Here is a 24,251-nt window from a genome sequence, read left to right on the forward strand (position 1 = left end):
GGGGTATGGACCCCGCGGTGCTCCGGGACGACATGGTCGACAGCCTCGAACACGAGGCCAAGCGGTGCGTCCGGTCGGAGGCCGTGAGTGTCGCGATGCGCGAGGTGCCGCGCGAGGCGTTCCTGGACGACGAGCGCGCCGCGTACGCCGACCGCTCGTTCGAACGCCACGGGACGCGCGTCCTCTCACCCTCCACGGCCGCCCGACTGGTGGAGGCGCTCGCGCCCGAGTCGGGCGACGAGGTGCTCGTCGTCGGCGCCGGCGTCGGCTACACGGCTGCCGTCTGCGCGGAGCTCGCCGGCGCGCGCCACGTCCACGCCGTCGACATCGACCGCCGGCTGGTGTACGAGGCCCGCTCGAACCTGGCCGAGGCGGGCTACGGCGAGGTGCTCGTCGACTGTCGCGACGGCGCCGACGGCCTCCCGGAGTACGCCCCCTACGACCGCGTGCTGGTCGAGGCGGCGGCCATCGAACCGCCGCGCCACCTCGTTCGGCAACTCGCTGCGGACGGCCGGCTGGTGCTCCCACTGGGCGGCGGCGAGCAGACCCTCTCGGTCGTCACGCCGGACGCCCCGGGCGGCGAGGTGGCCGAGCGCCTCGGGACGACGGCGTTCGCCCCGATGCTGGTCGAGGGCGAGCAGGCCACCACGGTCGAGCGGAATCGAACGGTGCGCGAGGACCGCGAACACGCCCAGCGCGCGGCCGAACGGCGGAAGGGCTGGGAGCAGGAGTGGATCGACTGGGACCGAGAGTTGTAGGTTGGCTCAGTATTCTGTGTATAATATTTTCAATCTGAGTTTTAGAAATATGTATGCTCCTTTCGCGATAAATGTCTCGTCCGCTCCCGCTGTGACCGTGAGAGTGGTGGCGGAGTCCTGTTGAAAGCTCCCGCCCGCTCTCCCTGCGACAGCCACAATCGGACCGTGTAGAAAGCCCCCGCCCGCTCGACCCGCCGGGCCTCGCTGCGCGCCTCGGGTTCGCTCCGCTCACCCTGCGGTGCTTACTTCGTCCGGGCGGGGTCGAGGCGGATTGTCGGCTCCGCCGACAATCTATTAGCTGGCCGGCTCCGCCGGCCAGCCGGGCGGCCCCTTTCAGTCCCGCCCTGTTGCCTGATTCACCGAGCGTTCGCGCGTGGTGGTTCCAGCGGGCCGCGGGGTCCCCACACCTCCCCGCGCTCGCGCTGTGGTGCTCCGGCACGCTCGCTCCGCTCGCGGCCTCCACGGGGGTGGCGCGAGCGCGCTTCCTTTTCGTGGAACCGGCTTGTCGACCAACCGCCAGCCGGCCGGGAGCGCGTGGCGCAGCGCGGACGCGCAAGCCAGCGCGACCCGGGGAAGGGCAGGGCCACAGCGCCCGTGGAACAATCCATGCTCCTGGTGGAATCGAAGGGCGAGCACGCCCGACGAAGCACGACGACGTAAGCACCGCAGGCTCCGCGCGAGCGGAGCGAGCGCGGCGCCGAGGAGCGCAGCGAGGCGCGCGAGTCGAGCGTGCGAGGGCTTCGTAGATGTCTCCGTAGTCGCGGTAGTCTTGCTGTAGCGGGCGAGGGGTGCAAAGCCAGCTCTGTCCATCCCGGACTCGCGGTTTCGCAACTACCAAATACGCCCTTTCCGAAGTCCCCACCGATAGACATGGCCAGGCCGGAAGTTCTCGACCGAGTCAAGGAGGCCGAGCGTGAGGCCGACGAGATCGTCGAAGAGGCGGAGGCCGACCGCGAGGAGCGCATCGACGAGGCCCGGGCGCGGGCCGAGGAGATCCGCGAGGAGGCTCGCGAGGCGGCACAGGATATGAAGGATGAACGCCTCGCGGACGCCCGCGGGGAGATCGAGGAGGAGCGCGAGGCCATCGTCGCGGAGGGCGAGGCCGACCGCGAGAAGCTGCAGGCTCGCGCTCGTGACCGGAAGGAGGAGGCGGTCGAACACGTGGTGGACCTGTTCGAGGAGGCGGTCGATGCTCAGACCTGAGAAGATGGGCCGGGTCTCGGTAACGGGATCCAAAGCAGTTCTCGACGACGTGGTCGAGACGGCCCACGACCTCAACCTGCTCCACCTCACCGAGTACGACGGTGGCTGGGAGGGCTTCGAGCCGGGGAACCCGAGCGAGGGCGCCGACCGCGCCTCCGAGGCGCTGGTGACGGTCCGTTCGCTCGAGTCCGTCCTCGGTGTCGACGAGTCCGACGCGGAGGGCCAGCCGGTCCTGCCCGACGACCTCTACGCCGAGATCGAGGAGGTCCGCGAGCAGGTAAACGAACTGGACGACCGCCGGGACGAACTGACCGAGGAGCTCCGGAGCGTCGCGGAGGAACTCGACGCCGTGCGTCCCTTCGTCCAGCTCGGTATCGACCTCGACCTGCTGGACGGCTACGAGAACCTCTCCGTCGCGGTCGGGGAGGGTGACGAGGCGGCCGTCCGGTCGGCGATGGTCGACCAGGCCGGCGTCGACAAGCACGAGACGTTCGCCAGCGAGGAGGACGACGTGCTCGCGGTGTTCGCCTATCCCGCCGTCGATATCTCCGACGCGCTGGTGGGCGCACAGTTCACCGCGTACGAGGTACCGGAACTCGGTGACGACGGCGAGAGCGTCAGTCCCGACCAGTACGTCCAGCAGCTCGAACAGCGTCACCGCGAACTCCAATCCAAGCTCGAGACCGTCGAGGACCAGCTCGACGACCTCCGCGTGGAGGTCGGCGGCTTCCTGCTGGCGGCCGAGGAGAAGCTCGCGGTGCAGGTCCAGAAGGCCGAGGCACCGCTCTCCTTCGCGACGACGGAGAACGCCTTCGTCGCGGAGGGCTGGCTCCCGTACGACGAGTACGTCGAGCTGGCCGAGGGCCTGCAGGAGGCCGTCGGCGACCACGTCGACGTCGACCTGCTGGAGGTCGCCGACTACAACGAGGAGGGGCATCCGACCGACTCCGAGGATGTCGCGGGCGGTGCCGCCGGTGGCGTCGGCGAACCAGCGGCCGCCGATGGCGGTGAGGTCGCATCCGACGGTGGCCGCGACCTGGGCCGCATTGCGGAGGCCGACGTGGCGACCGACGGTGCGGGCGCGGACGTGGCGATGAGCCACTCCACTCCACCGGTCATCCAGGACAACCCCGGCCCGGTGAAGCCGTTCGAGGCGCTGGTCGAGGTCATCAACCGCCCCAAGTACAGCGAGCTCGACCCGTCGGTCATCCTGTTCCTGACGTTCCCCGCCTTCTACGGGTTCATGATCGGTGACCTCGGGTACGGCATCCTGTACATGCTGCTCGGTGGTGCGCTCATGACCCAGTTCGACTCGGATATCATCCGGTCGCTGGGTGGCGTCGGCGTCCTCGCGGGCTTCTTCACCGCGATATTCGGCGTGCTGTACGGCGAGTTCTTCGGACTGCACCAGCTCGGGGAGATCGTCTGGGGCGGTAGCCCGCCCATCCACAAGGGGCTCATTCCCGAGTACAGCGACTACGCGCTCGGCTGGCTCGTCCTGAGCCTGCTGGCCGGCATCCTCCACCTGACCATCGGGTGGATCTTCGACTTCTACGAGAACCTGTCCCACGGCTTCAAGGACGCCATGCTGGAGTCCGGCTCGTGGCTGATGATGATGTTCGGCCTGTGGACGTGGATCTTCGCCGGCGCGTTCGGCTCCGCACCGGACCTCATCTACGGTGCCGACAGCGTCTTCAACGGACAGCCGTTCCCGCTCGGCTTCACCGGCTTCGGTCCGACGGTCGGGCTCGTCGGGCTCGGGGTGTTCTTCGTCGGGCTCATCCTGCTCGTCGCGGGTGAGCCCATCGAGGGCGTCGAGTTCCTCAACGTCCTCGTCAACGTCCTCTCGTACACGCGACTGGCCGCGGTCCTGCTCGCGAAGGCGGGGATGGCGTTCGTCGTCAACCTCCTGTTCTTCGGCGTCTGGGTCACCGAGACCGAGAGCGGTCCGGCGTGGCACTTCGGTATCGACCACTCGCCGCAGTACTACCTCGAACAGGGGACCTACCACGGCCACGAGGTCACGGAGGTCATGTTCGGCGGGCTCGTCCACGGCGGTATCGGCGCCGCGCTGGGCGGCATCGTCATCCTCGTCCTCGGGCACCTGCTGGTGCTCGCGCTCGGCGTGACGAGCGCCGGCCTGCAGGCCGTGCGTCTCGAGTACGTCGAGTTCTTCGGGAAGTTCTACGAGGGCGGCGGCGACGAGTACGAGCCGTTCGGCTACGAGACCCGGTTCGCCAGCGACGACTGACGACCCGGTCTCGACTTCCACGGTTCTCCGGCGGATATTCTTCGAACTCCGTGCCCCCGTGCCGAATCCAGCAGCTACGGCTCTGGAACTCGTCATTCTACGGCTATCTCGGTCGAACCGCAGAAATCGCCCGACAGGGCTTCCGTGACCCGGTTCCCACGGTGACGGGTGGATTCTCGCCCGTGAGGCACGCTACCGTGCGCAAGACCGCGGGTGGGTTTGAGAAGTTTTATTGGCTGGCTGTCCGGATAGCCGCCTGTTCGGAAGCGACTACCCACGGAGGAACCTCAAAACAATGCTGGAACTCATCATGGCGCTTGTCACGTTCGTACTGCAGACCAACCCTGCCCCGGCCATCCCGCCGACAGCCGCAGCCGCCCTCGCCGTCGGGCTGGCCGCGTTCGGTGCGGGCTACGCCGAGCGCGGTATCGGTGCCGCCGCCGTCGGCGCTATCGCGGAGGACGACGACATGTTCGGTCGCGGGCTCATCCTCACGGTGCTGCCGGAGACGCTCGTGATCCTTGCGCTGGTCGTCATCTTCGTCGTATAAACTCCCCCCACTTTTCGATTCATGAGCCTTGATACGGTCGTAGAGGACATTCGAGACGAAGCGCGCACGCGCGCGGAGGAGATCCGCGCGGAGGGCGAGGAGCGAGCCGAGCAGATCGTCGACGAGGCAGAGGCCGACGCCGAGGAGATCGAGGCCGACGCCGAGCAGGAGGTCGAGCGGACCATCGAACAGGAGCGCGAGCAGGCCCTCTCCAGCGCAAAGCTGGAGGCCAAGCAGGAGCGACTCGAGGCCCGACGCGAACTGCTCCAGAACGTCCGCGAGGACGTCGAGGAGGAGGTCGCCGGGCTGGAGGGCGAGCGCCGCGAGGGGCTCACCCGGACCCTGCTGGAGGCCGCCGCCCCCGAGTTCGAGGACGCCGACACCGTCCGGGTCAGGGGTCGTGCGGACGACGCCGACCTGCTGGAGACGATCTGTGACGACTACGACGGCTTCGAGGCCGGCGAACCGGTCGACTGTCTCGGTGGCGTCGTGGTCGAGAGCGAGGGCTCGCGCGTCCGTGTGAACAATACGTTCGATTCGGTGCTCGACGAGGTCTGGGAGGACAACCTCCGGGCCATCTCCGAGCGCCTGTTCGAGGAGCGATGAGTACGCGAACCCAGGGCGGCTCGAACTACGAGTACGTCACCGCGCGGGTGCGGTCCCGCCGTGCTCGGCTGTTCGACGAGGACGACTACCGCAAGCTGACGCGGATGGGGACGGGCGAGATCGCCCGCTTCATGGAGGAGTCCGAGTACGAGACGGAGATGAACGCGCTGGGGTCGCGCCACAGCGGAGTCGACCTCATCGAGTACGCCCTCAACCGGAACCTGGCGAACAACTTCGACGACCTGCTCCGGTGGGCGGACGGGAAGCTGTACGATTACGTCGCCCGCTACCTCCGGAAGTTCGACGCCTGGAACGTCAAGACCACGCTGCGTGGCATCTACTCGGATGCCGACCGCGCGTCGGTCGAGGACGACTTCATCCGGGCCGGCGAGTTCGGCGAGGAGCGGCTGACACGCCTGCTCGACGCCGGTTCGATGGAGGAGGCCGTCGAGGAGACCCGCGGGACGATGTTCCACGGGCCGCTCGAGGTGGCACTCGAGGTGTACGAGGAGAGCGGCGAGCTGGTGCCGCTGGAGAACGCCGTCGACCGCGCGTTCTACGGGCACCTGCTCGACGACCTCCCGGAGGAGCCGGGTCGCGCGACGGAGCTGTACATCGAGTTCCTGCGCGCGGAGATCGACTTCCGGAACCTGCGGAACGCGTTCCGGCTGGCCTACTCCGGCGCGGACATCGACCCGGCGGACTACTTCATCGATGGGGGCCGCCTGTTCGGCGAGGGTGACCTCCGCCAGCTGGCGAAGAATCCCGACGAACTCGCGGCCCGCGTGCGGGAGTCGCCGTACGGCGACGACCTCGACGAGGCACTCGACGCCCTCGAACGGGCCGAGAGCCTCATCGGGTTCGAGAACGCACTCGACGCGGCGCTGCTCGAATATTCGGAGCAGCTGTCGAGCCGCTACCCGCTCTCGGTCTGCCCGGTGCTCGGCTACGTGCTCGCGAAGGAGCGCGAGATCGACAACATCCGCGCCATCGCGCGCGGTCGGGAGGCCGGACTGAGCGAGGAGGAGATCAACGAGGAACTGGTGGTACTATGAGCCAGGAGATCGGCGTGGTCGGGAGCCCCGACTTCACGACGGGTTTCCGGCTCGCGGGCGTCCGGCGCTTCGTGAACGTGCCGGACGAGGAGAAGGAAGACCGACTCGACGAGGCGGTCACGGAGCTGTTCGAGGACGACGACGTCGGCATCGTCGTGATGCACGACGACGACCTCGACCACCTCTCGCGCACCGTCCGACGCAACGTCGAAACGAGTGTCGAGCCCGTGCTCGTGACGCTCGGCGGGGACTCCAGCGGCGGAGCGCTCCGCGAGCAGATCAAGCGCGCCATCGGCATCGACCTGATGGAGGACTAACACATGAGCCAAGCGACAGACACGACTCCGGATACGGACGGGGTCATCGACAGTGTAAGCGGCCCGGTCGTCGTGGCGACGGACCTGGACGCGCGGATGAACGACGTCGTCTACGTCGGCGACGAGGGCCTGATGGGTGAGGTCATCGAGATTGAGGGCAATCGGACCACCATCCAGGTGTACGAGGAGACCTCCGCCGTGGCCCCCGGCGAGCCGGTCGAGAACACCGGCGAGCCGCTCACGGTGGACCTCGGGCCGGGGATGCTGGACTCCATCTACGACGGCGTCCAGCGTCCGCTCGACGTCCTCGAGGAGCAGATGGGTGCCTTCCTCGACCGTGGCGTCGACGCGCCCGGTATCGACCTGGAGGCCGAATGGACCTTCGAGCCGACCGTCGAGGTCGGCGACGAGGTCGAGCCTGGCGACATCCTCGGGACCGTCCAGGAGACGGTCCAGATCGAGCACAAGGTCCTGGTCCCGCCCGAGCGCGGTGACGAGGACAACTCCGGCGAGGTCGTCGAGGTCAACGGCGGCGAGCACACCGTCGAGGAGACGGTCGTCGAACTCGACACCGGCGCCGAGATCTCGATGCACCAGGAGTGGCCCGTCCGAGAACCCCGCCCCTCCGCGAAGAAGGAGACGCCGACGACGCCCCTCGTTTCGGGGCAGCGCATCCTCGACGGCCTGTTCCCCATCGCGAAGGGTGGGACGGCCGCGATTCCGGGGCCGTTCGGCTCCGGGAAGACGGTCACCCAGCACCAGCTCGCGAAGTGGGCCGACGCGGACATCGTCGTCTACGTTGGCTGTGGTGAGCGCGGCAACGAGATGACGGAGGTCATCGAGGACTTCCCCGAGCTGGAGGACCCCATCACGGGCAACCCGCTCATGTCCCGGACCTGCCTCATCGCGAACACGTCGAACATGCCCGTCGCGGCGCGGGAATCCTGCGTGTACACGGGTATCACCATCGCGGAGTACTACCGCGACATGGGGTACGACGTGGCGCTGATGGCCGACTCCACCTCGCGGTGGGCCGAGGCCATGCGCGAGATCTCCTCCCGGCTGGAGGAGATGCCCGGCGAGGAGGGCTACCCGGCGTACCTGGCCGCGCGCCTCAGCGAGTTCTACGAGCGCGCCGGCAAGTTCCAGAACCTGAACGAGACGGAGGGTTCCATCTCGGTCATCGGCGCGGTCTCGCCGCCGGGCGGCGACTTCTCCGAGCCGGTTACCCAGAACACCCTGCGTATCGTGAAGACGTTCTGGGCGCTGGACGCCGACCTCGCGGAGCGTCGGCACTTCCCCTCCATCAACTGGAACGAGTCCTACTCGCTGTACCAGGACCAGCTCGACCCCTGGTTCACGGACAACGTCGACGAGGACTGGCCTGACCGGCGACAGTGGGCCGTCGACACGCTCGACGAGGAGGACGAACTGCAGGAGATCGTCCAGCTCGTCGGGAAGGACGCGCTGCCGGAGGACCAGCAGCTGACGCTGGAGGTCGCACGCTACCTGCGTGAGGCCTACCTCCAGCAGAACGCCTTCCACGACGTCGACACCTACTGCGAACCGGAGAAGACGTTCCGGATGCTCGGTGCCATCAAGACGTTCAACGACGAGGCGTTCAAGGCGCTCGACGCCGGCGTCCCGGTCGAGGAGATCATCGATATCGACGCGGCCCCGCGGCTCAACCGGATGGGCGTCGCCGAGGACTACCACGACTTCATCGACGAGGTCGAGGAACAGATCGAGAGCGAACTGCAGGAGAAGTACTGACGATGCAGAAAGAGTACCAGACCATCACGGAGATCAGCGGCCCGCTGGTGTTCGCCGAGGTCGACGAGCCCGTCGGTTACGACGAGATCGTCGAGATCGAGACACCGAACGGCGAGGTCCGGCGCGGACAGGTGCTGGAGTCGACGAGCGAGTTCGTCGCCATCCAGGTGTTCGAGGGGACCTCAGGTATCGACAAGAACTCCTCGGTGCGGTTCCTGGGCGAGACCCTGAAGATGCCGCTCACGGAGGACCTGCTCGGCCGTGTGCTGAGTGGCTCCGGTGAGCCCATCGACGACGGCCCGGCCATCGAACCCGAGGAGCGCCGGGAGATCGTCGGTGCAGCCATCAACCCGACCGCCCGGGAGTACCCAGAGGAGTTCATCCAGACCGGCGTCTCCGCCATCGACGGCATGAACACCCTCGTTCGTGGACAGAAGCTCCCCATCTTCTCGGCATCGGGGCTGCCCCACAACGACCTCGCACTGCAGGTCGCCCGCCAGGCGACCGTCCCGGAGGACGTCGAGGAGGGTGACGACTCGGAGTTCGCCGTCATCTTCGGCGCGATGGGTATCACCCAGGAGGAGGCCAACGAGTTCATGGACGACTTCGAGCGCACCGGTGCGCTGGAGCGGTCGGTCGTCTTCATGAACCTCGCGGACGACCCCGCCGTCGAGCGGACGGTCACGCCGCGGCTGGCCCTCACGACGGCCGAGTACCTCGCCTTCGAGAAGGGGTATCACGTGCTCGTCATCCTGACGGACATGACCAACTACTGTGAGGCGCTGCGCGAGATTGGCGCCGCCCGTGAGGAGGTGCCCGGTCGCCGTGGCTACCCCGGCTACATGTACACCGACCTCGCGACGCTGTACGAGCGCGCCGGCCGCCTCGAGGGTGTCGAGGGCTCTGTCACGCAGATTCCCATCCTCACGATGCCCGGCGACGACGACACCCACCCCATCCCGGACCTGACCGGCTACATCACCGAGGGGCAGATCTACGTCGACCGTGACCTCCACAGTCAGGGTATCCAGCCCCCGATCGACGTGCTGCCCAGCCTCTCGCGACTGATGGACGACGGTATCGGCGAGGGCCTCACCCGTGAGGACCACGCCGACGTCTCCGACCAGATGTACGCCGCGTACGCCGAGGGTGAGGACCTGCGCGACCTCGTCAACATCGTCGGCCGCGAGGCCCTCTCCGAGCGGGACAACCTCTATCTGGACTTCGCGGACCGCTTCGAGGAGGAGTTCGTCCAGCAGGGCTTCCGTACGAATCGGGACATCGACGAGACGCTCGACCTGGGCTGGGAACTGCTCTCGATGTTCCCCAAGCCCGAACTCAACCGCATCGACGAGGAACTCATCGAGGAGTACTACCACGAAGACGTCGAGGCCGAGGACGCCGAAGAGGTCGCGGCCGACTGACGCCGGTCTCACCGTTCTCCATCACCTTCTCCCTGTGCCGGCGCGGGCCGAATCCGGATGTGTCCGAGCGTTCAGCCAGCGACAGGTTTCTTCTACCCGGCCATCGTGTGTCGTGAGTACATGACCGCGACGGGACGGGCGACGACGGGATGGGACGGGATGGGGTGGCTATCATGACCGAGGAACCGCCGGACCGGGAGGTGCTCTTGGGGGCGGACAACAGCTGGCTCCGGATGGGCGACCGGACGAACCTGATGACCATCACGGGGATGCTCCACTTCGACGACCCCGTCTCCTACGGGGCGGTCCGACAGCAGCTGAAGGAGCGACTCCTCCCGTTCAAGCGGTTCCGTCAGCGGGTCGTCAACGAGCACACGCCCTTCCGGCGGCCGACGTGGGAGGTCGACGAGCAGTTCGATATCGACTGTCACCTCCATCACGTCGCGCTGCCCGAGCCACAGGGCAAGGCCGAGTTCCAGTCGTTCGTGGGGGACCTGCTGAGCCAGCCAGTCGACCACGACAAGCCGCTGTGGCAGGGCTACCTTGTCGAGGGAGCCGGCGACGGCAACGCGCTGGTGATGCGTATCCACCACGCGCTGGGCGACGGCTTCGCAATGATGTACGTCCTGCTCGGGCTGGCGGACGACCCGAGCGAGATCAACCTCCCCATCCGGGGCGTCCCGTCCCCCCCGGACCACGCTGCCGACGAGGACGCCACGTCGCCGGGTAGCCCCTCGGCCTCGCCCTCGGCTACGGACGCCGACGCGGACGACGGACCGGGCGTGCTGGCGTCGCTCTCGAAGGCGCCGAGCCTCCTCGTTCGGGGCGCGCGCGCCACGAAGATCGGCACGGAGTCGATGTTCCTCCCGAAGGAGTCCGAGACCGCGGTGACGGGCGAACTTGGTCTGAAGAAACGGGCCGCCTGGACCGCGCCGATCGATGTCGACCGGGCCAAACGCGTGGGCCGGGCGTTCGACGGTACCATCAACGACGTCCTGCTCGCGACGACGACCGGGGCGCTTCGGCGCTACATGGAGGCACACGACGGGCACGTCGACCCGGACGCCGAGCACCGGACGGCCATCCCGGTCAACCTGAAGCCGCTCGACCGGCGTGACGAACAGCTCGGCAACGCCTTCGGGCTGGGCTTCCTCCAGCTCCCGGTCGGTATCGACAGCGTGCAGGGCCGTATCGATGCCATCGGCGAGCGGACGGGGGCGCTCCGGCAGGGGACGCAGGCGTGGCTGATGTTGACGCTGCTGCGGACGGTGGGGAACCTGCCGATGCCGTTCCAGGACCTGGCGATGTGGCGGTTCCAGAACCGGGCGTCGTCGGTCATCACGAACGTGCCCGGCCCGACCGACACGTTCCACTTCGCCGGGGCCGAGGTGAGCGACATGATGTTCTGGGTACCGACCTCGCAGGGTGTCGGACTCGGCATCAGTATCTACAGCTACGACGGCGACGTCCGGGTCGGTATCGCCTCGGACGCCGGGCTCGTCGACGACCCGACGGAGTTGACCGAGGCCTTCACCGACGAGTTCGAGGCCATCGCCCAGCAGGTCGATATCGAACCGATTCCTGCGGACGACTGAACGGGCCGTCACCCGCACCATAGCCTTGATATCATCCGGTCCGATATCGCAGGTAGTCTCGAATGCGTGAACTCTCCGACCTCGCCGGCGTTCCGCCCGCGGTCTCCGGAGCGTCGGCAGTGCTGGTTCGCGCACCGGGCCTCCACGACGACCGGGAGAACGCGTGCGCGACGCTCTCGCTGGCGGGGGGCCCGACCGGTGTCGTCGCCGTCACCTACCGGGGGACGGCCGCCGAGTGGCTCGAACGGCTGCGGGGCCACCGTAACTCCCCGGAGGCGGTCCAGGTTGTGACCGTCGGGGACGCCCTCGGCACACCCGAGTCGTCCGGCGCGTCCGGAGCGGTCGTCCGCCGGGTCGAGAACCCGGACGACCTCACGGGGCTGGAGATCACCGTGGGAGAGGCCATCGCGGCGCTTCCGGACAGGCCGTCGACGCTCTGTTTCGACTCGCTGACGGCGTTGTTACAGTACGCGGAGGTCGAGGAAGCGTACCGGTTACTCCACCCACTCGTCGAGCGGCTCCACGCCGCGGGCGCCGTGGGGCACTTCCACGTCGACCCGGTCGCGCTGGAGGATCAGGACCTCACCGCGCTGACCGGCCTCTTCGACGCCGTCGTCGAACTCGGTGACGGTATCGTCGAGGTCCGAACGTCCACCGGTGTCGGCCCCGACGATGGGGTTGGGGACGGCGGTGACGACGGCTGAGGCGCGCGCCACCCTTCGTAAAGCGTTAAGCCGCTTCGCCCGGAACGACCCGATAATGGCCAAGGACGTCAAGCCGACGCGGAAGAACCTCATGGCTATCGAGGAGCGCATCGAGCTCTCCGAGCGGGGCCACGACACCCTCGAGAAGAAGCGTGACGGCCTCATCATGGAGTTCATGGACATCCTCGACCAGGCCCAGGACGTCCGCGAGCAGATGGACGACCGCTACGAGCGGGCTCAGCGTGCCATCAACATGGCGCGCGCGATGGAGGGTGATGTCTCCGTGCGCGGTGCCGCGGCCGCGCTCAAGGAGCACCCAGAGATCACGACCCAGTCGAAGAACATCATGGGCGTGGTCGTCCCCCAGATCGAGTCCTCGAAGGTCAAGAAGTCCCTCGACGAGCGTGGCTACGGTGTCGTCGGGACCTCTGCGCGCATCGACGAGGCCGCCGAGGCGTACGAGGAACTGCTGGAGATCATCATCCTCGCCGCCGAGGTGGAGACGGCGATGAAGAAGATGCTCACGGAGATCGAGACGACCAAACGCCGTGTCAACGCCCTGGAGTTCACGCTCCTGCCGCAGCTCTACGAGAACCAGGAGTACATCGAGCAGAAGCTCGAGGAGCAAGAGCGCGAGGAGATCTTCCGGATGAAGAAGATCAAGGCCAAGAAGGAAGAAGAGGAGTCCGTCGCCCGCGCCGAGGAGGAGGCCGAATCCGAGGCCGAGGAACCGGTTTCCGCCGACGACTGACCGCCCCCCCTGGACGTCCGGCTACCCACACTGGTTTTTACCCCTGCCCGTGAAGGGTGGGTATGCGCTGCCCCGTCTGTAACGCGGCCGTCGTGACGTTCGACGTGCCCGAGGAGTACCGTGGCCACCTCCCGGCCGAGACCGAACACGCCGGCCTCTGCTCGCGCTGTCTCCGGCTCCACCCCGCCGACGAGGGTGGTGGTGACTTCGAACAGCTGGGCGAGGAGTTCCCCCAGGACCCCGACGTGGCCGTGCCGATGGCCATCGCCATCGGCCTGCTGGATTCGCTCGCGCTCAACCGCCGGGATATCGAGGAGCTGCTGGATGTCGTCATCGACGCCGGCGTCGACCCCATCATGACCGTCGACCGGCTCCAGACCCAGGGCTCGACGGATCCGGCGGTCGACCTGAACCGGCGGATGGAGCAGCTCCAGCAGCTCATCAACGCGGGCAGCGAGGAGGAAGCGGCGTAGCGACGCAGGCCTCTCCAGAGACAGTTACTGCATACCGCGCGACCGCAGGGAGCGCGGTTTCTCCGCTCCGAGCGTAGCGAGGAGCGGCTTTTTTGGTGCAGATTTTTTCGGTGAGCGGTTCCGCGCCTGCGGCGCGGAACCCGAACCGAAAAAAGGTGCGTTAGAAGGTCTCGAGGTACCGGTCGAGCTCCCACTCGGAGACGTCGACGAGGTAGTCCTGGAACTCCTCGTTCTTGGCCTCGACGAACTTCTCGCCGATGTGCGGGCCGAGCGCGTCGAGGATGGTCTCGTCCGCTTCGAGCTCGTCGATGGCCTCGCCGAGGTTGGTCGGCAGCGTCTCGATGCCGTACTCCTCGCGCTTGGCCTCGTCGAAGTCGTAGATGTTCTCGCGGACGGGGTCGTCGCACTCCAGGCCGCGCTCGATGCCGTCGAGACCGGCGTGGATGAGCACGGCGAACGCGAGGTAGGGGTTACACGACGGGTCGGGGAAGCGGGCCTCGATGCGGCTGGCTGCCGGGACGCGCGCGGCGGGCTTGCGGATGAGCGCCGAGCGGTTCCGGTCGGACCACGCCACGTAGACGGGTGCCTCGTAGCCGGGGACGAGTCGCTTGTAGCTGTTCACCGTCGGGTTCGTGACCGCGGCGAGCGCGGGCGCGTGCTCGAGGATACCGGCGGTGAACTGCTTGGCCGTCTCGCTCAGATTGAACTCGTCGTCCTCGTCGTGGAACGCGTTCTCGCCGTCCTGGAACAGCGAGAAGTGGGTGTGCATGCCGGAGCCGTTGATGCGCGGGATGGGCTTGGGCATGAACGTCGCGTGGAGGTCGTGCTGGGCCGCGATGGCGCGGACGACCGTCCGGAAGGTGCCGACGTTGTCGGCCGTGGTGAGCGCGTCGTCGTACTCGAAGTTGATCTCGTGCTGGCCCTGGGCCACCTCGTGGTGGGAGGCCTCGATGTCGAAGCCCATGTCCTCCAGCCCGTAGATGATGTCACGGCGGACATCGGAGGCGAGGTCCTTCGGCGCGAGGTCGAAGTAGCCGCCGGCGTCGTTGGTCTTCGTCGTCGCGCGACCGTTCTCGTCCTCCTCGAACAGGAAGAACTCCGGCTCGGGCGCGGCGTTGACCGTGTACCCGAGGTCGTCGGCGCGCTCCAGGGCCTGCTTGAGGACGTAGCGCGGGTCGCCCTCGAACGGCTCGCCCGTCGAGGTGTTGATGACGTCACAGATGAGGCGTGCCGAGGCGTGCTCCTCGGTGTTCCGCCACGGGAGTACCGCGAACGTCTCGGGGTCGGGCTTGAGCCGCATGTCCGACTCCTGGATGCGGACGAACCCCTCGATGGAGGAGCCGTCGAAGTAGATGCCCTCGGTGAACGCCTTCTCGGCCTGGTCGGCCGGGACGGACACGTTCTTGACCGTTCCCAGGATGTCCGTGAACTGGAGCCGGAGGAAGTCGACGTTCTTCTCCTCGATCTCCTCGACCACCTGTTCCGCCTCCGCAGAGAGGTTATCGTTCGTCATTTTCGTCGTCACCGGGTTCCAACACTCCCTTGGATAAAATACTGGCGCTCTGGGCGAGTTTCTCTCCGCCGAACTAGAGGCAATACCTGCTATTATTGGATGAATGAACAGATATGGTTCGGTACTGCTCGGATAACTGCCCGAAGTTCAACGCCCGGGTCGCTCCCGCCGTTCGGGGTGTGCGTCAGGTGTTTGCGCGAAAAAGTGGGTGTTCATAAAGTTCTAAATCCCCTCTCCCGATAGGGAACGTATGACCTACGAGAACCTGGACCGCCGCCTCATCAACGCCCTGCTCAACGACGGGCGCGCATCGCTCCGCAGCCTCGCCGAGGACCTCGATGTCTCCGTCACGACCGTCTCGAACCACCTCTCCGACCTCGAGGAGCAGGGTATCATCCGCGGCTACACGCCCGTCGTCGACTACGGCGAACTCGGGTACGACGTCACCGCCATCATCCAGCTCAAGGTCGAGGGGGACGCCCTCCCCGACATCACCGATCGACTCCAGGAGCACCGGCAGATGGTCTCGGTGTACGAGGTGACCGGCGACCACGACATCGTCGCCATCGGGAAGTTCACCGACACGGACCACATGAACGAGGGCATCAAGGAGCTGCTCATCGACCCGGACATCAAGGAGTCCAACACCAGTGTCGTGCTCAACACGGTCATCGAGCACGAGCAGTTCGATCTGGATTTCGAGTAACGCGAACGCTCCCGTCGTTCGGATGGGTCCCCGGCGTCGCCAGCGTCCCCAGCGGTTCGTCCCCGGCAGGACAGCCGGACAGCTGGCGCGCGCTGTGGCCGATGAATCGCACACCTTCGGCGCGCGGCACCGTCGAAACCGCTCAGCGACAGCGCTCGGAGGTCGGGGTCAGATGCTCTTCCGCACGACATCTCCAACCAGCGGCAACACCAGAACGCTGGCGGTGATGACCGCGCTGGCGGCGAACGCGACGGTGGGACCGGGCTCGACCGCGTAGAGGTAGAAGAACGGTCCCCCGAGCACCGGGAGTCCGACGGCCGTGAGGACGAGGCCGGACCGGAGGCTCGTGGGCGCCCGGAGTGCGTCCTCGCCGACCGCCCCCCACGAGATGCGTGCCCCGAGCGTGGCCCCGAGCGCGGTCAGGTGCGTGGCGTCGAAGTTCGCGACAGCGCCGGCGAGCGCCACCAGCGCGGCCAACGAGAAGACACGTCCCGGGTTCCGGTCACCGCCGACCCGGAGCAGGATGGTGAGCGCGGCGCCACCGATAGCCCAGCCCGCGAGCACGTCCACGAGGTAGTGGACGCCGAGCCCGACGCGCGAGAGGCCCACCAGCAGCACGACCGCCGCCCCGCCCGCGAGCCGCGTCCGGCGGTCGGTCTCCAGTGTGAGCGCGGCGCCGCCCCAGACGAGGGCCGCACCGAGCGCGTGCCCGGAGGGGAAACCGGTCCCGTCGGCCGTCGCCGCGTCGACGTAGAACGCCCGCAGGGCGCCGGGGAGCCGGTCGGCACCGACGGCCACGCCCGCGCCGGGCGGGCGCGGGAGTGCGAAGTAGCCCTTGAGCGTCGTCGAGAGCGCAAGCGCGGTCAGCGCACAGCCGAGCAGGAAGGCGGCGTGCCGGCGGTCGCTGCCGGCGACGGTGTCACCGACCCAGTAGGCGGTCGCGAGCGTGAGGAAGTAGAACCAGACGTCGCCGAGCTGGGTCAGGGCGGCGAAGCCGACCAGCAGCGCGAGGGGGAGGCCGGTGAACAGTGATTCGAGCCCGACACCGCGGGTCGTGAGCACGACGGCGACCCGGCGGAGCGCGTCGTGGCCGGATGCGGACATCCGGTCAGGAGCGGAACTCGTCGATACGGTCCTTCATCCTCCCGGGTGCGCGGGCGGCGCCGACGCCGGCACCGACCAGCAGCATCAGGGTGTAGAGCCCGAGCGTCGAGAGCCAGATGACGAACATGGCGAGGACGGCGGCGATGTCCCCGAGGAGATAGAACGCACCCAGCGTCATCGCGGTCCCGTACAGCAGGACGAGGTAGGGGCCCCAGCCGCGGGCCTTCCCCTTGCGGACCTGTCCGCGGACGTAGTGTTTGAGTTCGTCCGTGATCTCCTCGCGGTGGACGGTCCGGTCGTCGATGCGCTCCTCGAAGTCCGCGAGGTCCTCGCGGAGCCCCTCGACCGCTCGCCGGAGTTCCTCGTCGTCCAGTTCCTCGGTGTCGATGTCCAGATTCAGCTCGGTATCTCGTTCGGTCATGTCTGAGTCCCGCTTCTCGCTGTCGATGCTCTCCATCTCGGTCTCGATGTCGTCCTCCGCCAGCCGTCCCGCGTTGGCCGCGTTCAGGGCCACACCGACGAGGAGGATGAGGGCGCCGAAGTAGAGGAACGTCACTAGAAGGAGTGCAGCCCCGAGGACACCGTAGGCGCTGGTACCGGCGCCCGCGGCGTAGACCCGGAAGCCTGTCTGGAGCGCGGTCCAGCCGACGGCCGCGAAGAGGGCGCCGGGGAGCGCCTCTCGCGGGGTCACGTTCTGGGCGGGGAGGAAGTAGTAGAGCGGGAAGAAGGCCGCCGCCAGCCCCACGACGAGCAGGAGCGTGCCGATGACGTTCGCGAGGTCGATGCCCAGCGCAGGGATGTCGACCTGTGCGATGAGAAAGCCCAGAAGGACCGTCGCGGCGATGCCGAGGCCGACCGCGACCAGCGTGATGAACGCGTCTCGGACCTGCTCGATGATGCCCTCCGGGAGCGGTGCCCCGTACACCGTCGAGAAGGCGACATCCATGCCCCGGAACAGCTTCAGTCCGGACCACAGCAACACCGCCAGGCCGACGAGGGTGGCGCCCCCCTGTCCGGCGGCGGAAGTGAGTGCACCTCGGACGGCATCCCCGGCCTGGTCGCCGAAGGCGGTGGCGGCCCGGTCTGCGAGCCCGGCGGCGAGCTGTTCGCCGCCGAACACGCTCGCAGTGACGATGGCCAGCAACAACAGCGGGATCAGCGAGATGAACGCGTAGTAGGAGAGACTGGCCGCGATGAACGTGATCTGGTCCGACCGGACCGCCCGGACGGTCGTCCGGGTCACGTCTGCCAGTCGCGACGCCCGCTGGTTCATGGGCCGGCGTTCGGCAGACGGTCACATAAAACGGGTGGAACCGGCGGCTGGTGTCGGAGCGGGTTCCGTCGGGCGGTCACCGGGGAGTGTGGCCCTGGCACGGCCGGTCAGCCGTACTCGGGGAACAGGTCGTCCTCGCCCTCGACCGTGACCCGCTCGGCCATGACGGCGTTGAGGGTCGCTCCGACCAGCAGCAGGAGGCTCCCGCCGTAGAGCCACGTCAGGATGAGCAACACGGCGCCGAACGCCCCCGCACTGGAGACGGCCACGCCGGATGCCCCGCTGATGTCGGCGAGTACCGACTGGAAGCCGGCCTGGAACAGCGTCCACGTTGCCGCGGTGAACAGCGTCCCCGGCAGGACCTCCGTCGGCTCCGGGTCGACGTTGGGGAACAGGTAGTACATCGGGAAGAAGACGACCGCGAGACCCACGAACAGCGCCAGCGGTTCGAGGATGGTGCCGATGGGCGTCGTCGCGCTCACGACGAACCCGACGACGACCATCAGCCCGGCGCCGAGGGTGACGGTCGTGAAGACGACGGCTGCATCGACCAGCGCCTCGGGCAACGAGTCACGCTCGTCGGCGCCGTACACCTCCTCGAACGCGGCGTCGAGCCCCCGGAACGTCCGGAGCGCTCCCCACAGGACGACGGGAAGGCCCACGAGCGTCACCTGTACGCCCGTGGCCTTCTCGGTGAGTATCCGGTAGAGCAGCTCGTCGACCCGGGGACCGAACAGAGCGGTCACCTCGCCGATGATGATCAGTGCGAGGTCCGTCCCGCCCAGGAACGAGGCGGCGATGACCACCACCACCGCGAGCGGGAGCAGCGAGACGGCCACGAAGTAGGCGACGGCTGCCGCCAGGAAGGTGACACGTGCCGTGCGCGCCCGCTCAACCACCTTCCGGGTGATGTCGACGGCGTCGGTGGCGTGTTCGCGGGCAGCGGCAGAGAGGTCGCTGGTTGCCACTGCGCCCGGGTTCGACCCTGCCGTACAAAGGTTCCGTGACCGCGGGTCCGTCGCAGCCGGACGCCCGTCCGCTCAGGCGAACAGGGCGGCCATCTCGGCCACGTCGGCGTCCGTCTTGAACGTCGTCCCGCCGTAGTGGGTCCGCGAGGCCTCGAAGCCGGCCTCGTGGAGTTCGTCGATGAACTCGTCCATCCCGATGGCCGGGGCGCTCCAGTTCCCGAACAGCCGGTGCTGGTCGTAGTGGGTCGGCTCGTCGAGCTCGACGTCGAGTCGGTCGAGCGTCCGCCCGACGGCGCGGGACGCACCCATCTCGTCCTCGTCGACGTGCGTGCGGACGCGCGCGAGGAAGCCGTCCTCCTGGGTCCGTCCCAGCCAGAGCGGGCCGGCCGGTTTGGTCGGGCGCTCGCAGTCCGGACACTCCGCCACGGGGTCGTGGACGAGTCCCCGCCGAGACGTCCGCCAGAAGCAGTCTGGGCACCAGTCCACGTAGCCCAGTTCCTCCAGCAGGCTGTCTGCCGCCTGTGCGCCCGAGGTGAGTTCGAGGTACGTCCGGGCGTAGTGGGGCGCCGAGTGCGAGAGGATGGGTTCGGCCGCCATGTCGTAGCGTGCGGCCGTTCGCACGAGTGCCGACAGCAGGATGCGCAGCCCCATCTCGGCGTGGAAGTCCGTGTTCCGCGGGACGGCGCCGTACGACCGGACCCCCGACTGGAAGTGGGCACCACAGAGCGGCGCCGTATCGGTGGCCGTCACACAGCAGAGCGTGCGGGCCGACCGGAAGGCGGCGTCGGCGAACGGGATGGGCGTCCCGAACGGGTCCAGGTCGACCACGTCGAAGCGGTCCTCGTGCATCAGCGCGTTCGCGTCCCGGTGGACCGCTTCGCCGTCGAGGTCGTTGCGCGCGAAGTTCTCGCGGGCCAGGGCGACGGCCTCGGGGTCCACGTCACAGCACGTCGCCTCGAACCCCGCGGCGGCCGCGCGAACGCCGCGGATGCCCGAGGCGGCGGTCGCGTCCAGATACGAGCGCGGCGGCGGCCCGTCGACGCCCTCCTCCTCGGCCCGTTCGCGGTAGGCCCGCAGCGCAGCGACCGTCAGGTCCCGGTTCAGCTCCTGCTCCGGGTTGTAGAAGACCGCATCGCCCGCGCCCTGCTCGGGCTGTTCGGGCACCTCGACCGTGATTCTCCCCTCCGAGACGTTCATCGACCGGATGGAGTGGAGGCGGGGACTAAGGGGCTCCGTTCGTGGGTCGTATCGTTTCCGCCCGAAGAATCGCATCTTCTGATATTGTGGGCGTATTCTGGAATCTACGCTTCAGATTACGTCTATATGTGCGTGCTTATAGATATGATCTCCGTGCTCTGGTCGATTCCATCGAAAGCCCCCGCTCGCTCGGGGGTCCGCGACTCGTTGCGCTCCTCGGGCGCCTGCGACGCCCTGCGGTGCTTACTTCGCCGGGGACCCGCCGAGCGAGCGGCCCCTTTCAGTCCCGCCCCGTTCCTGTATCACCGAGCGTTCGCGCGTGGTGATTCCAGCAGAGCGCTAGCGTCCCCATACCTCCCCGCGCGAGCGCCGACTGGCTGCGAACACGCTCGCTCGCGCTCGCGGTTCGCTTCGGGTGGCGCTCGCGCGCTTCCTCGTCCCGGAACCGATTATATCGAGCAACCGCCAGCTGGCCGGGAGCGCGTGGTCGAGGCGCTCGCGCCGAGGCCCGTGCGACCTGGGGAAGGGCAGGGCCATCGCGAGCCGACACAAGCCACATAGGGCGGGACTGAAAGGGGCCGCCCGCCTCGACTCGGCCCCGACGACGCAAGGACCACAGGCCGAACGAAGTGAGGCCGAGGACCGCAGCGAGTCGCGGCCGGTCGAGCGGGCGGGGGCTTTCAGCTGGTTCTCATCGTGGCTGTCGGTTCCGTCGTGAAGTCACCCTACTACCACCCATCCGCCAGAACCCGAATCCCTAAGCCCACACGACGAGCGCTCCCCGCCATGTTCCGCAGCGGCGCGTTCGTCGCCGAGCACATCACACCGACCAGCGAGGAGCAGGTACAGCCCAACGGCGTGGACCTCACGCTGGAGGCGGTCTTCCGCCAGAAGGGGCCCGGTCGCATCACCACGGACGGGAAGTCCGTCGGGCCGCGCTACAAGCAGGTGAACGAGCCAATCGGCGACGCGCTAGAGGGCGAGGCGGGCTACGAACACGCGGGCCAGGACGGACCCGACCGCGAGGGCTACCGGCTCACGCCCGGCAACTACGTCGTCCGGTACGCCGAGGTCATCTCCATCCCGGAGGGCCACGTCGGCTTCCTCTACCCGCGCTCGTCGCTCCTGCGCAACTCCTGTATGCTGAACACGGCGGTCTGGGACGCCGGCTACGAGGGCAAAGGCGAGGGACTCCTGCAGGTCGGCCACGACATCGACATCGAGACCGGCGCCCGGGTTGCCCAACTCGTGCTCGCCGAGGCCGAACACACCGGCGCGTACGACGGCGACTATCAGGGCGAGAACGTCTGAACGCACGATGTCGCCGGTCGCGTCGCCCGGCGACTGGGCCTGAGCTCGGGATGCCGGACGTTCTCCCCGCCGGTGCTGATTCGCTATCCCGTTGCTGGTTGGACACTCTCTGGCGTGCGTGACAATGTAAAACAAACTGACTGAATATCTGTTATATGTGGTTGTATGTCCGTAACCTTTGGACGAATCTGTCTCAATCTGTTTACCTTGTTCACGGGATGGAAGCGGTATGGACGCAAACCGACGGACCGTGCTGAAGGGTGCGGGTGCCGCTGCGGGTGGTGCCCTGTTCTCGACCACTGGGGCGGCCGCCGACACCGTGCGTGCGGCTCTCGGGGACGGTATCGATGCGGAGGATGACGACCTCCAGGGGGCACTGGTCGTGTTCGAGCCGGGTGCCAGCTACGACGTTCTCGACCGGTTCGACCTCCCCGACGGGACCTACGAGATGGACGCCCTCGACATCGTCTACACGCGGGCGACCGGGACGGCGCTTCGTGCCATCGCCGGTCTCGACCGGGTACAGTACGTCGAGGCGAACCGCCGTATCGACTACCACAACGGTGACGCGCAGGTCGCCACGACGGCCGGTGAGGCCCAGGAGCGTTTCGACCTGGGCTACACGGGGGACGGCGTACACGTCGCGGTCATCGACAGCGGGGTCGACGCCTACCACCCCGACCTCCAGGACCGCCTGCGACATAACTACCAGTTCCAGGACCCGCTGAGCACGGACACGGCCTGGACGGACGTCGGCCCCGCCGACACGGACGACATCGGCCACGGTACCCACTGCTCCGGGTCGGTCGTCGGCGAGGGGAACCGGAACCTCGAACACGAGGGGATGGCGCCCGACGCCGACCTGACGGTCTACTCCACGGGTGCGGGCCTGTTCATCCTCAACGCGGTCGCCGCGTACAACCACATCCTCGACACGCTCACGGCGCCCGTCGAGGACGGCGGCCTCGGCGAGGAGCTCCACATCACGTCGAACTCCTACGGCTCCGCCGGCGGCAACGATTTCAACCCCGCCGGCGGTCAGGAGCGCGCGACGTGGCGGGCGTTCGACGCCGGCATCACGGTCGTCTCCTCGGCCGGCAACAGCGGCCCGAGCACGAACACGCTGGGCGGCGCGAAGACCGCGCCCCACATCCTCTGTATCGCCGCCAGTCACGACGGCCAGGGCGAGGGCATCGACGCGACGACGAAGCCGACGAGCTTCTCCTCGCGCGGTCGGACGGCGAACCACGGCCAGCAGAACCCCGAGAGCGAGGGCGCCCGCTGGAACGAGTTCCCGAACGGCGAGGGCGGCTTCACCGGTGAGGACCGCCGGGACGCGCTGGCAAACGTCAACGAGTTCAACCGCGAGAGCAGCTCCGCCGAGGCGTTCGCCGACGAGAAGCAGCCCGACTCGCTCTCGTTCACGGCCGGTCCCGGGGCCGACGCCAGTGTCGCCGCCGACGGCGCGAAGGTCGGCTCGCCGACGTACGTGGAGTACACGCCGAAGAACGATGGCGTCGGCTCCATCGAGGCGACCATCTCCTGGAACCCGCCGGGACAGGACCTCGACATCAACCTCCGGAAGGGGGGCGAGGATGGCCCGGTCGAGAGCTCCGCGGCCTCGCTGAACAACCCCGAGGTACTCTCCGCGCAGGTCGACCCCGACGCGACGTACGTCTTCGAGATCATCCCGTACGCCGCCGTGCAGGCGACCGGGACCATCGATCTCATCGAGCGCAAGCAGTCCGCGGACCCGCCGACCGGTCCGTACGGCGTCTACCGGCCGAGCGTCATCGCACCCGGTAGCGCCGTCGTCTCGACGATGGGCGCCTCCGCGCTGAAAGCGCTGGAGGCCAGCTACGGCGCGACGCCCGCCGACACCGGCGTCTTCTACTCGGCGCTCTCGGGCACGTCGATGTCGTGTCCGGTCACCGCCGGGGTGACTGCACAGGTCATGGAGGCCTACTACCGGAACAACGGCGGCGAGTATCCCGACCCCGAGGAGGTTATCCGGCTCATCGAGGGCGGTGCCAACCCCAACGCCGAGGCGGCGTACACGCCGTACAACGCCGGTGCAGGACTGGTCGATGCCGTCCGGACCATCGAGACGTTCGCCGAGCCGGGCAACGTCCCGACGTACGAACAGATCAATCTCGCGCCGCTCGGTGACGAGCCGGTCACGCTCTCGGCGACCGGGTCCCGCCAGGACGACGGGCAGGTGTTCACAGCCGGCGGGACGAACCAGGTCACCGTCACCATCGACATACTCAGTCACGACGTGGAGGCCGCCCGCGAGCAACTGCCCGACGGCTGGACGGTCGTCGGCACGAACGAGGGCGTGACGAAGGAGAGCGATACGGAGGTCTCCTTCGACACGGGGATGGTGAACGAGGCGACCACGAAGGGGGAGTCGGCGGAGTTCTCCTTCTTCGTCGAGGCGCCGAGCGACCCGGCGGCGAGCAACCAGTACTCCCTCGGGCCGACGGAGGTCAGGAAGAACAGCGGTGTGGACAACGCCGACACGTTCGTCCCAGTCTCCGGGACCTCCAGCACGGAGTACGTCGCCGCCGTTGGAACTGGGTCGCCGCTCTGACCGGCCCGCTCGCCCCACGACCCGCGAGCGTTGCGTGCCGGTGCTGTCCGGGAGCAATCGTCACGATGCTCCAGTTCGATGTCTCGCCCCCGCCCCACCGACTTGCTGTTCGGGCGGTCCCATCGC

21 protein-coding genes are annotated in these 24,251 nt (G+C 67.9%); 16 read left to right on the top strand and 5 right to left on the bottom strand.

Translation table 11 applies throughout. The features are described 5' to 3' along the window. Positions 1–5 precede the first annotated feature (5 nt). From NL115_RS12500 to NL115_RS12560, 13 genes are all read left to right on the top strand, one after another. On the top strand, positions 6–758 hold the full coding sequence (locus NL115_RS12500) for a protein-L-isoaspartate O-methyltransferase family protein (RefSeq protein WP_254829689.1): 753 nt from the start codon (positions 6–8) through the stop codon (positions 756–758). 870 nt (positions 759–1,628) lie between these two features. Further along, a complete protein-coding gene (ahaH, locus tag NL115_RS12505) occupies positions 1,629–1,961 on the top strand; it encodes an ATP synthase archaeal subunit H (RefSeq protein WP_254829690.1) in 333 nt (110 codons plus the stop codon). Beyond that, entirely contained in the window at positions 1,948–4,212 is a 2,265-nt protein-coding gene (locus NL115_RS12510) for a V-type ATP synthase subunit I (RefSeq protein ID WP_254829691.1), read from the top strand. The genes ahaH and NL115_RS12510 overlap by 14 nt, the downstream gene beginning before the upstream one ends. Before the next feature lie 295 nt (positions 4,213–4,507). Then, positions 4,508–4,762: a F0F1 ATP synthase subunit C gene (locus NL115_RS12515; protein ID WP_254829692.1), complete on the top strand. Its 255-nt coding sequence runs from the start codon at positions 4,508–4,510 to the stop codon at positions 4,760–4,762. Positions 4,763–4,783: 21 nt separating this feature from the next. Then, positions 4,784–5,368 carry a V-type ATP synthase subunit E gene (locus tag NL115_RS12520; RefSeq protein WP_254829693.1) on the top strand — a complete coding sequence of 195 codons (585 nt, stop codon included), beginning with the start codon at positions 4,784–4,786 and terminating at the stop codon, positions 5,366–5,368. Then, positions 5,365–6,423, top strand: coding sequence for a V-type ATP synthase subunit C (locus NL115_RS12525; protein ID WP_254829694.1), 1,059 nt, complete (start codon positions 5,365–5,367; stop codon positions 6,421–6,423). Before NL115_RS12520 ends, NL115_RS12525 begins: the two co-directional genes overlap by 4 nt. After that, positions 6,420–6,740, top strand: a complete 321-nt coding sequence (locus NL115_RS12530) for a V-type ATP synthase subunit F (protein ID WP_254829695.1) — start codon at positions 6,420–6,422, stop codon at positions 6,738–6,740. The genes NL115_RS12525 and NL115_RS12530 overlap by 4 nt, the downstream gene beginning before the upstream one ends. Before the next feature lie 3 nt (positions 6,741–6,743). Further along, a complete protein-coding gene (locus NL115_RS12535; RefSeq protein ID WP_254829696.1) occupies positions 6,744–8,513 on the top strand; it encodes an ATP synthase subunit A in 1,770 nt (589 codons plus the stop codon). Between the two features lie 2 nt (positions 8,514–8,515). Beyond that, entirely contained in the window at positions 8,516–9,937 is a 1,422-nt protein-coding gene (locus NL115_RS12540) for an ATP synthase subunit B (RefSeq protein ID WP_254829697.1), read from the top strand. Between the two features lie 173 nt (positions 9,938–10,110). Further along, positions 10,111–11,532, top strand: coding sequence for a wax ester/triacylglycerol synthase family O-acyltransferase (locus tag NL115_RS12545; protein ID WP_254829698.1), 1,422 nt, complete (start codon positions 10,111–10,113; stop codon positions 11,530–11,532). A 62-nt stretch (positions 11,533–11,594) separates the two neighbouring features. Continuing rightward, complete coding sequence (locus tag NL115_RS12550) at positions 11,595–12,236, top strand: DUF7504 family protein (protein ID WP_254829699.1); 642 nt, start codon at positions 11,595–11,597, stop codon at positions 12,234–12,236. 55 nt (positions 12,237–12,291) lie between these two features. Further along, positions 12,292–12,987: a V-type ATP synthase subunit D gene (locus NL115_RS12555; RefSeq protein ID WP_254829700.1), complete on the top strand. Its 696-nt coding sequence runs from the start codon at positions 12,292–12,294 to the stop codon at positions 12,985–12,987. 62 nt (positions 12,988–13,049) lie between these two features. Then, positions 13,050–13,460: a DUF6276 family protein gene (locus NL115_RS12560; protein WP_254829701.1), complete on the top strand. Its 411-nt coding sequence runs from the start codon at positions 13,050–13,052 to the stop codon at positions 13,458–13,460. A gap of 160 nt (positions 13,461–13,620) precedes the next feature. Here NL115_RS12560 and glnA read toward each other — a convergent pair whose 3' ends face one another. Next, positions 13,621–14,973 (bottom strand): type I glutamate--ammonia ligase, encoded by a 1,353-nt coding sequence (glnA, locus tag NL115_RS12565; protein ID WP_254829702.1) that lies wholly within the window; start codon positions 14,971–14,973, stop codon positions 13,621–13,623. Between the two features lie 250 nt (positions 14,974–15,223). On the opposite strand from glnA, the gene lrp reads away from it, so the two are divergent. Next, positions 15,224–15,679, top strand: coding sequence for an HTH-type transcriptional regulator Lrp (gene lrp / locus NL115_RS12570; RefSeq protein WP_254829703.1), 456 nt, complete (start codon positions 15,224–15,226; stop codon positions 15,677–15,679). A 168-nt stretch (positions 15,680–15,847) separates the two neighbouring features. On the opposite strand, the gene NL115_RS12575 is transcribed toward lrp, so the two are convergent. The 4 genes from NL115_RS12575 to NL115_RS12590 form a co-directional block, all read right to left on the bottom strand. Further along, positions 15,848–16,783 (bottom strand): phosphatase PAP2 family protein, encoded by a 936-nt coding sequence (locus NL115_RS12575; protein ID WP_254829704.1) that lies wholly within the window; start codon positions 16,781–16,783, stop codon positions 15,848–15,850. Between the two features lie 4 nt (positions 16,784–16,787). Continuing rightward, positions 16,788–18,056, bottom strand: coding sequence for a YihY/virulence factor BrkB family protein (locus NL115_RS12580; RefSeq protein WP_254829705.1), 1,269 nt, complete (start codon positions 18,054–18,056; stop codon positions 16,788–16,790). A gap of 107 nt (positions 18,057–18,163) precedes the next feature. Next, a complete protein-coding gene (locus NL115_RS12585) occupies positions 18,164–19,024 on the bottom strand; it encodes a YihY/virulence factor BrkB family protein (protein WP_254829706.1) in 861 nt (286 codons plus the stop codon). Between the two features lie 72 nt (positions 19,025–19,096). Beyond that, complete coding sequence (locus tag NL115_RS12590; RefSeq protein ID WP_254829707.1) at positions 19,097–20,221, bottom strand: tRNA (guanine(26)-N(2))-dimethyltransferase; 1,125 nt, start codon at positions 20,219–20,221, stop codon at positions 19,097–19,099. Between the two features lie 786 nt (positions 20,222–21,007). Between NL115_RS12590 and NL115_RS12595 the strand changes: the two genes are divergently transcribed. Both NL115_RS12595 and NL115_RS12600 read left to right on the top strand, forming a co-directional pair. Beyond that, complete coding sequence (locus tag NL115_RS12595) at positions 21,008–21,532, top strand: deoxyuridine 5'-triphosphate nucleotidohydrolase (protein ID WP_254829708.1); 525 nt, start codon at positions 21,008–21,010, stop codon at positions 21,530–21,532. 229 nt (positions 21,533–21,761) lie between these two features. Next, positions 21,762–24,125, top strand: a complete 2,364-nt coding sequence (locus NL115_RS12600; RefSeq protein ID WP_254829709.1) for a S8 family peptidase — start codon at positions 21,762–21,764, stop codon at positions 24,123–24,125. The last annotated feature ends 126 nt before the right edge of the window (positions 24,126–24,251 follow it).

Origin of the sequence: Haloglomus salinum (genome assembly GCF_024298825.1) — an archaeon.
GTDB classification, from domain to species: Archaea; Halobacteriota; Halobacteria; order Halobacteriales; family Haloarculaceae; genus Haloglomus; species Haloglomus salinum.

Excerpts from the sequence above, each read along its gene's own strand:
- NL115_RS12500 (WP_254829689.1), top strand. The coding sequence starts at position 6 with ATGGACCCCGCGGTGCTCCGGGACGACATGGTCGACAGCCTCGAACAC.
- ahaH (WP_254829690.1), top strand. The coding sequence starts at position 1,629 with ATGGCCAGGCCGGAAGTTCTCGACCGAGTCAAGGAGGCCGAGCGTGAG.
- NL115_RS12510 (WP_254829691.1), top strand. The coding sequence starts at position 1,948 with ATGCTCAGACCTGAGAAGATGGGCCGGGTCTCGGTAACGGGATCCAAA.
- NL115_RS12515 (WP_254829692.1), top strand. The coding sequence starts at position 4,508 with ATGCTGGAACTCATCATGGCGCTTGTCACGTTCGTACTGCAGACCAAC.
- NL115_RS12520 (WP_254829693.1), top strand. The coding sequence starts at position 4,784 with ATGAGCCTTGATACGGTCGTAGAGGACATTCGAGACGAAGCGCGCACG.
- NL115_RS12525 (WP_254829694.1), top strand. The coding sequence starts at position 5,365 with ATGAGTACGCGAACCCAGGGCGGCTCGAACTACGAGTACGTCACCGCG.
- NL115_RS12530 (WP_254829695.1), top strand. The coding sequence starts at position 6,420 with ATGAGCCAGGAGATCGGCGTGGTCGGGAGCCCCGACTTCACGACGGGT.
- NL115_RS12535 (WP_254829696.1), top strand. The coding sequence starts at position 6,744 with ATGAGCCAAGCGACAGACACGACTCCGGATACGGACGGGGTCATCGAC.
- NL115_RS12540 (WP_254829697.1), top strand. The coding sequence starts at position 8,516 with ATGCAGAAAGAGTACCAGACCATCACGGAGATCAGCGGCCCGCTGGTG.
- NL115_RS12545 (WP_254829698.1), top strand. The coding sequence starts at position 10,111 with ATGACCGAGGAACCGCCGGACCGGGAGGTGCTCTTGGGGGCGGACAAC.
- NL115_RS12550 (WP_254829699.1), top strand. The coding sequence starts at position 11,595 with ATGCGTGAACTCTCCGACCTCGCCGGCGTTCCGCCCGCGGTCTCCGGA.
- NL115_RS12555 (WP_254829700.1), top strand. The coding sequence starts at position 12,292 with ATGGCCAAGGACGTCAAGCCGACGCGGAAGAACCTCATGGCTATCGAG.
- NL115_RS12560 (WP_254829701.1), top strand. The coding sequence starts at position 13,050 with ATGCGCTGCCCCGTCTGTAACGCGGCCGTCGTGACGTTCGACGTGCCC.
- glnA (WP_254829702.1), bottom strand. The coding sequence starts at position 14,973 with ATGACGAACGATAACCTCTCTGCGGAGGCGGAACAGGTGGTCGAGGAG.
- lrp (WP_254829703.1), top strand. The coding sequence starts at position 15,224 with ATGACCTACGAGAACCTGGACCGCCGCCTCATCAACGCCCTGCTCAAC.
- NL115_RS12575 (WP_254829704.1), bottom strand. The coding sequence starts at position 16,783 with ATGTCCGCATCCGGCCACGACGCGCTCCGCCGGGTCGCCGTCGTGCTC.
- NL115_RS12580 (WP_254829705.1), bottom strand. The coding sequence starts at position 18,056 with ATGAACCAGCGGGCGTCGCGACTGGCAGACGTGACCCGGACGACCGTC.
- NL115_RS12590 (WP_254829707.1), bottom strand. The coding sequence starts at position 20,221 with ATGAACGTCTCGGAGGGGAGAATCACGGTCGAGGTGCCCGAACAGCCC.
- NL115_RS12595 (WP_254829708.1), top strand. The coding sequence starts at position 21,008 with ATGTTCCGCAGCGGCGCGTTCGTCGCCGAGCACATCACACCGACCAGC.
- NL115_RS12600 (WP_254829709.1), top strand. The coding sequence starts at position 21,762 with ATGGACGCAAACCGACGGACCGTGCTGAAGGGTGCGGGTGCCGCTGCG.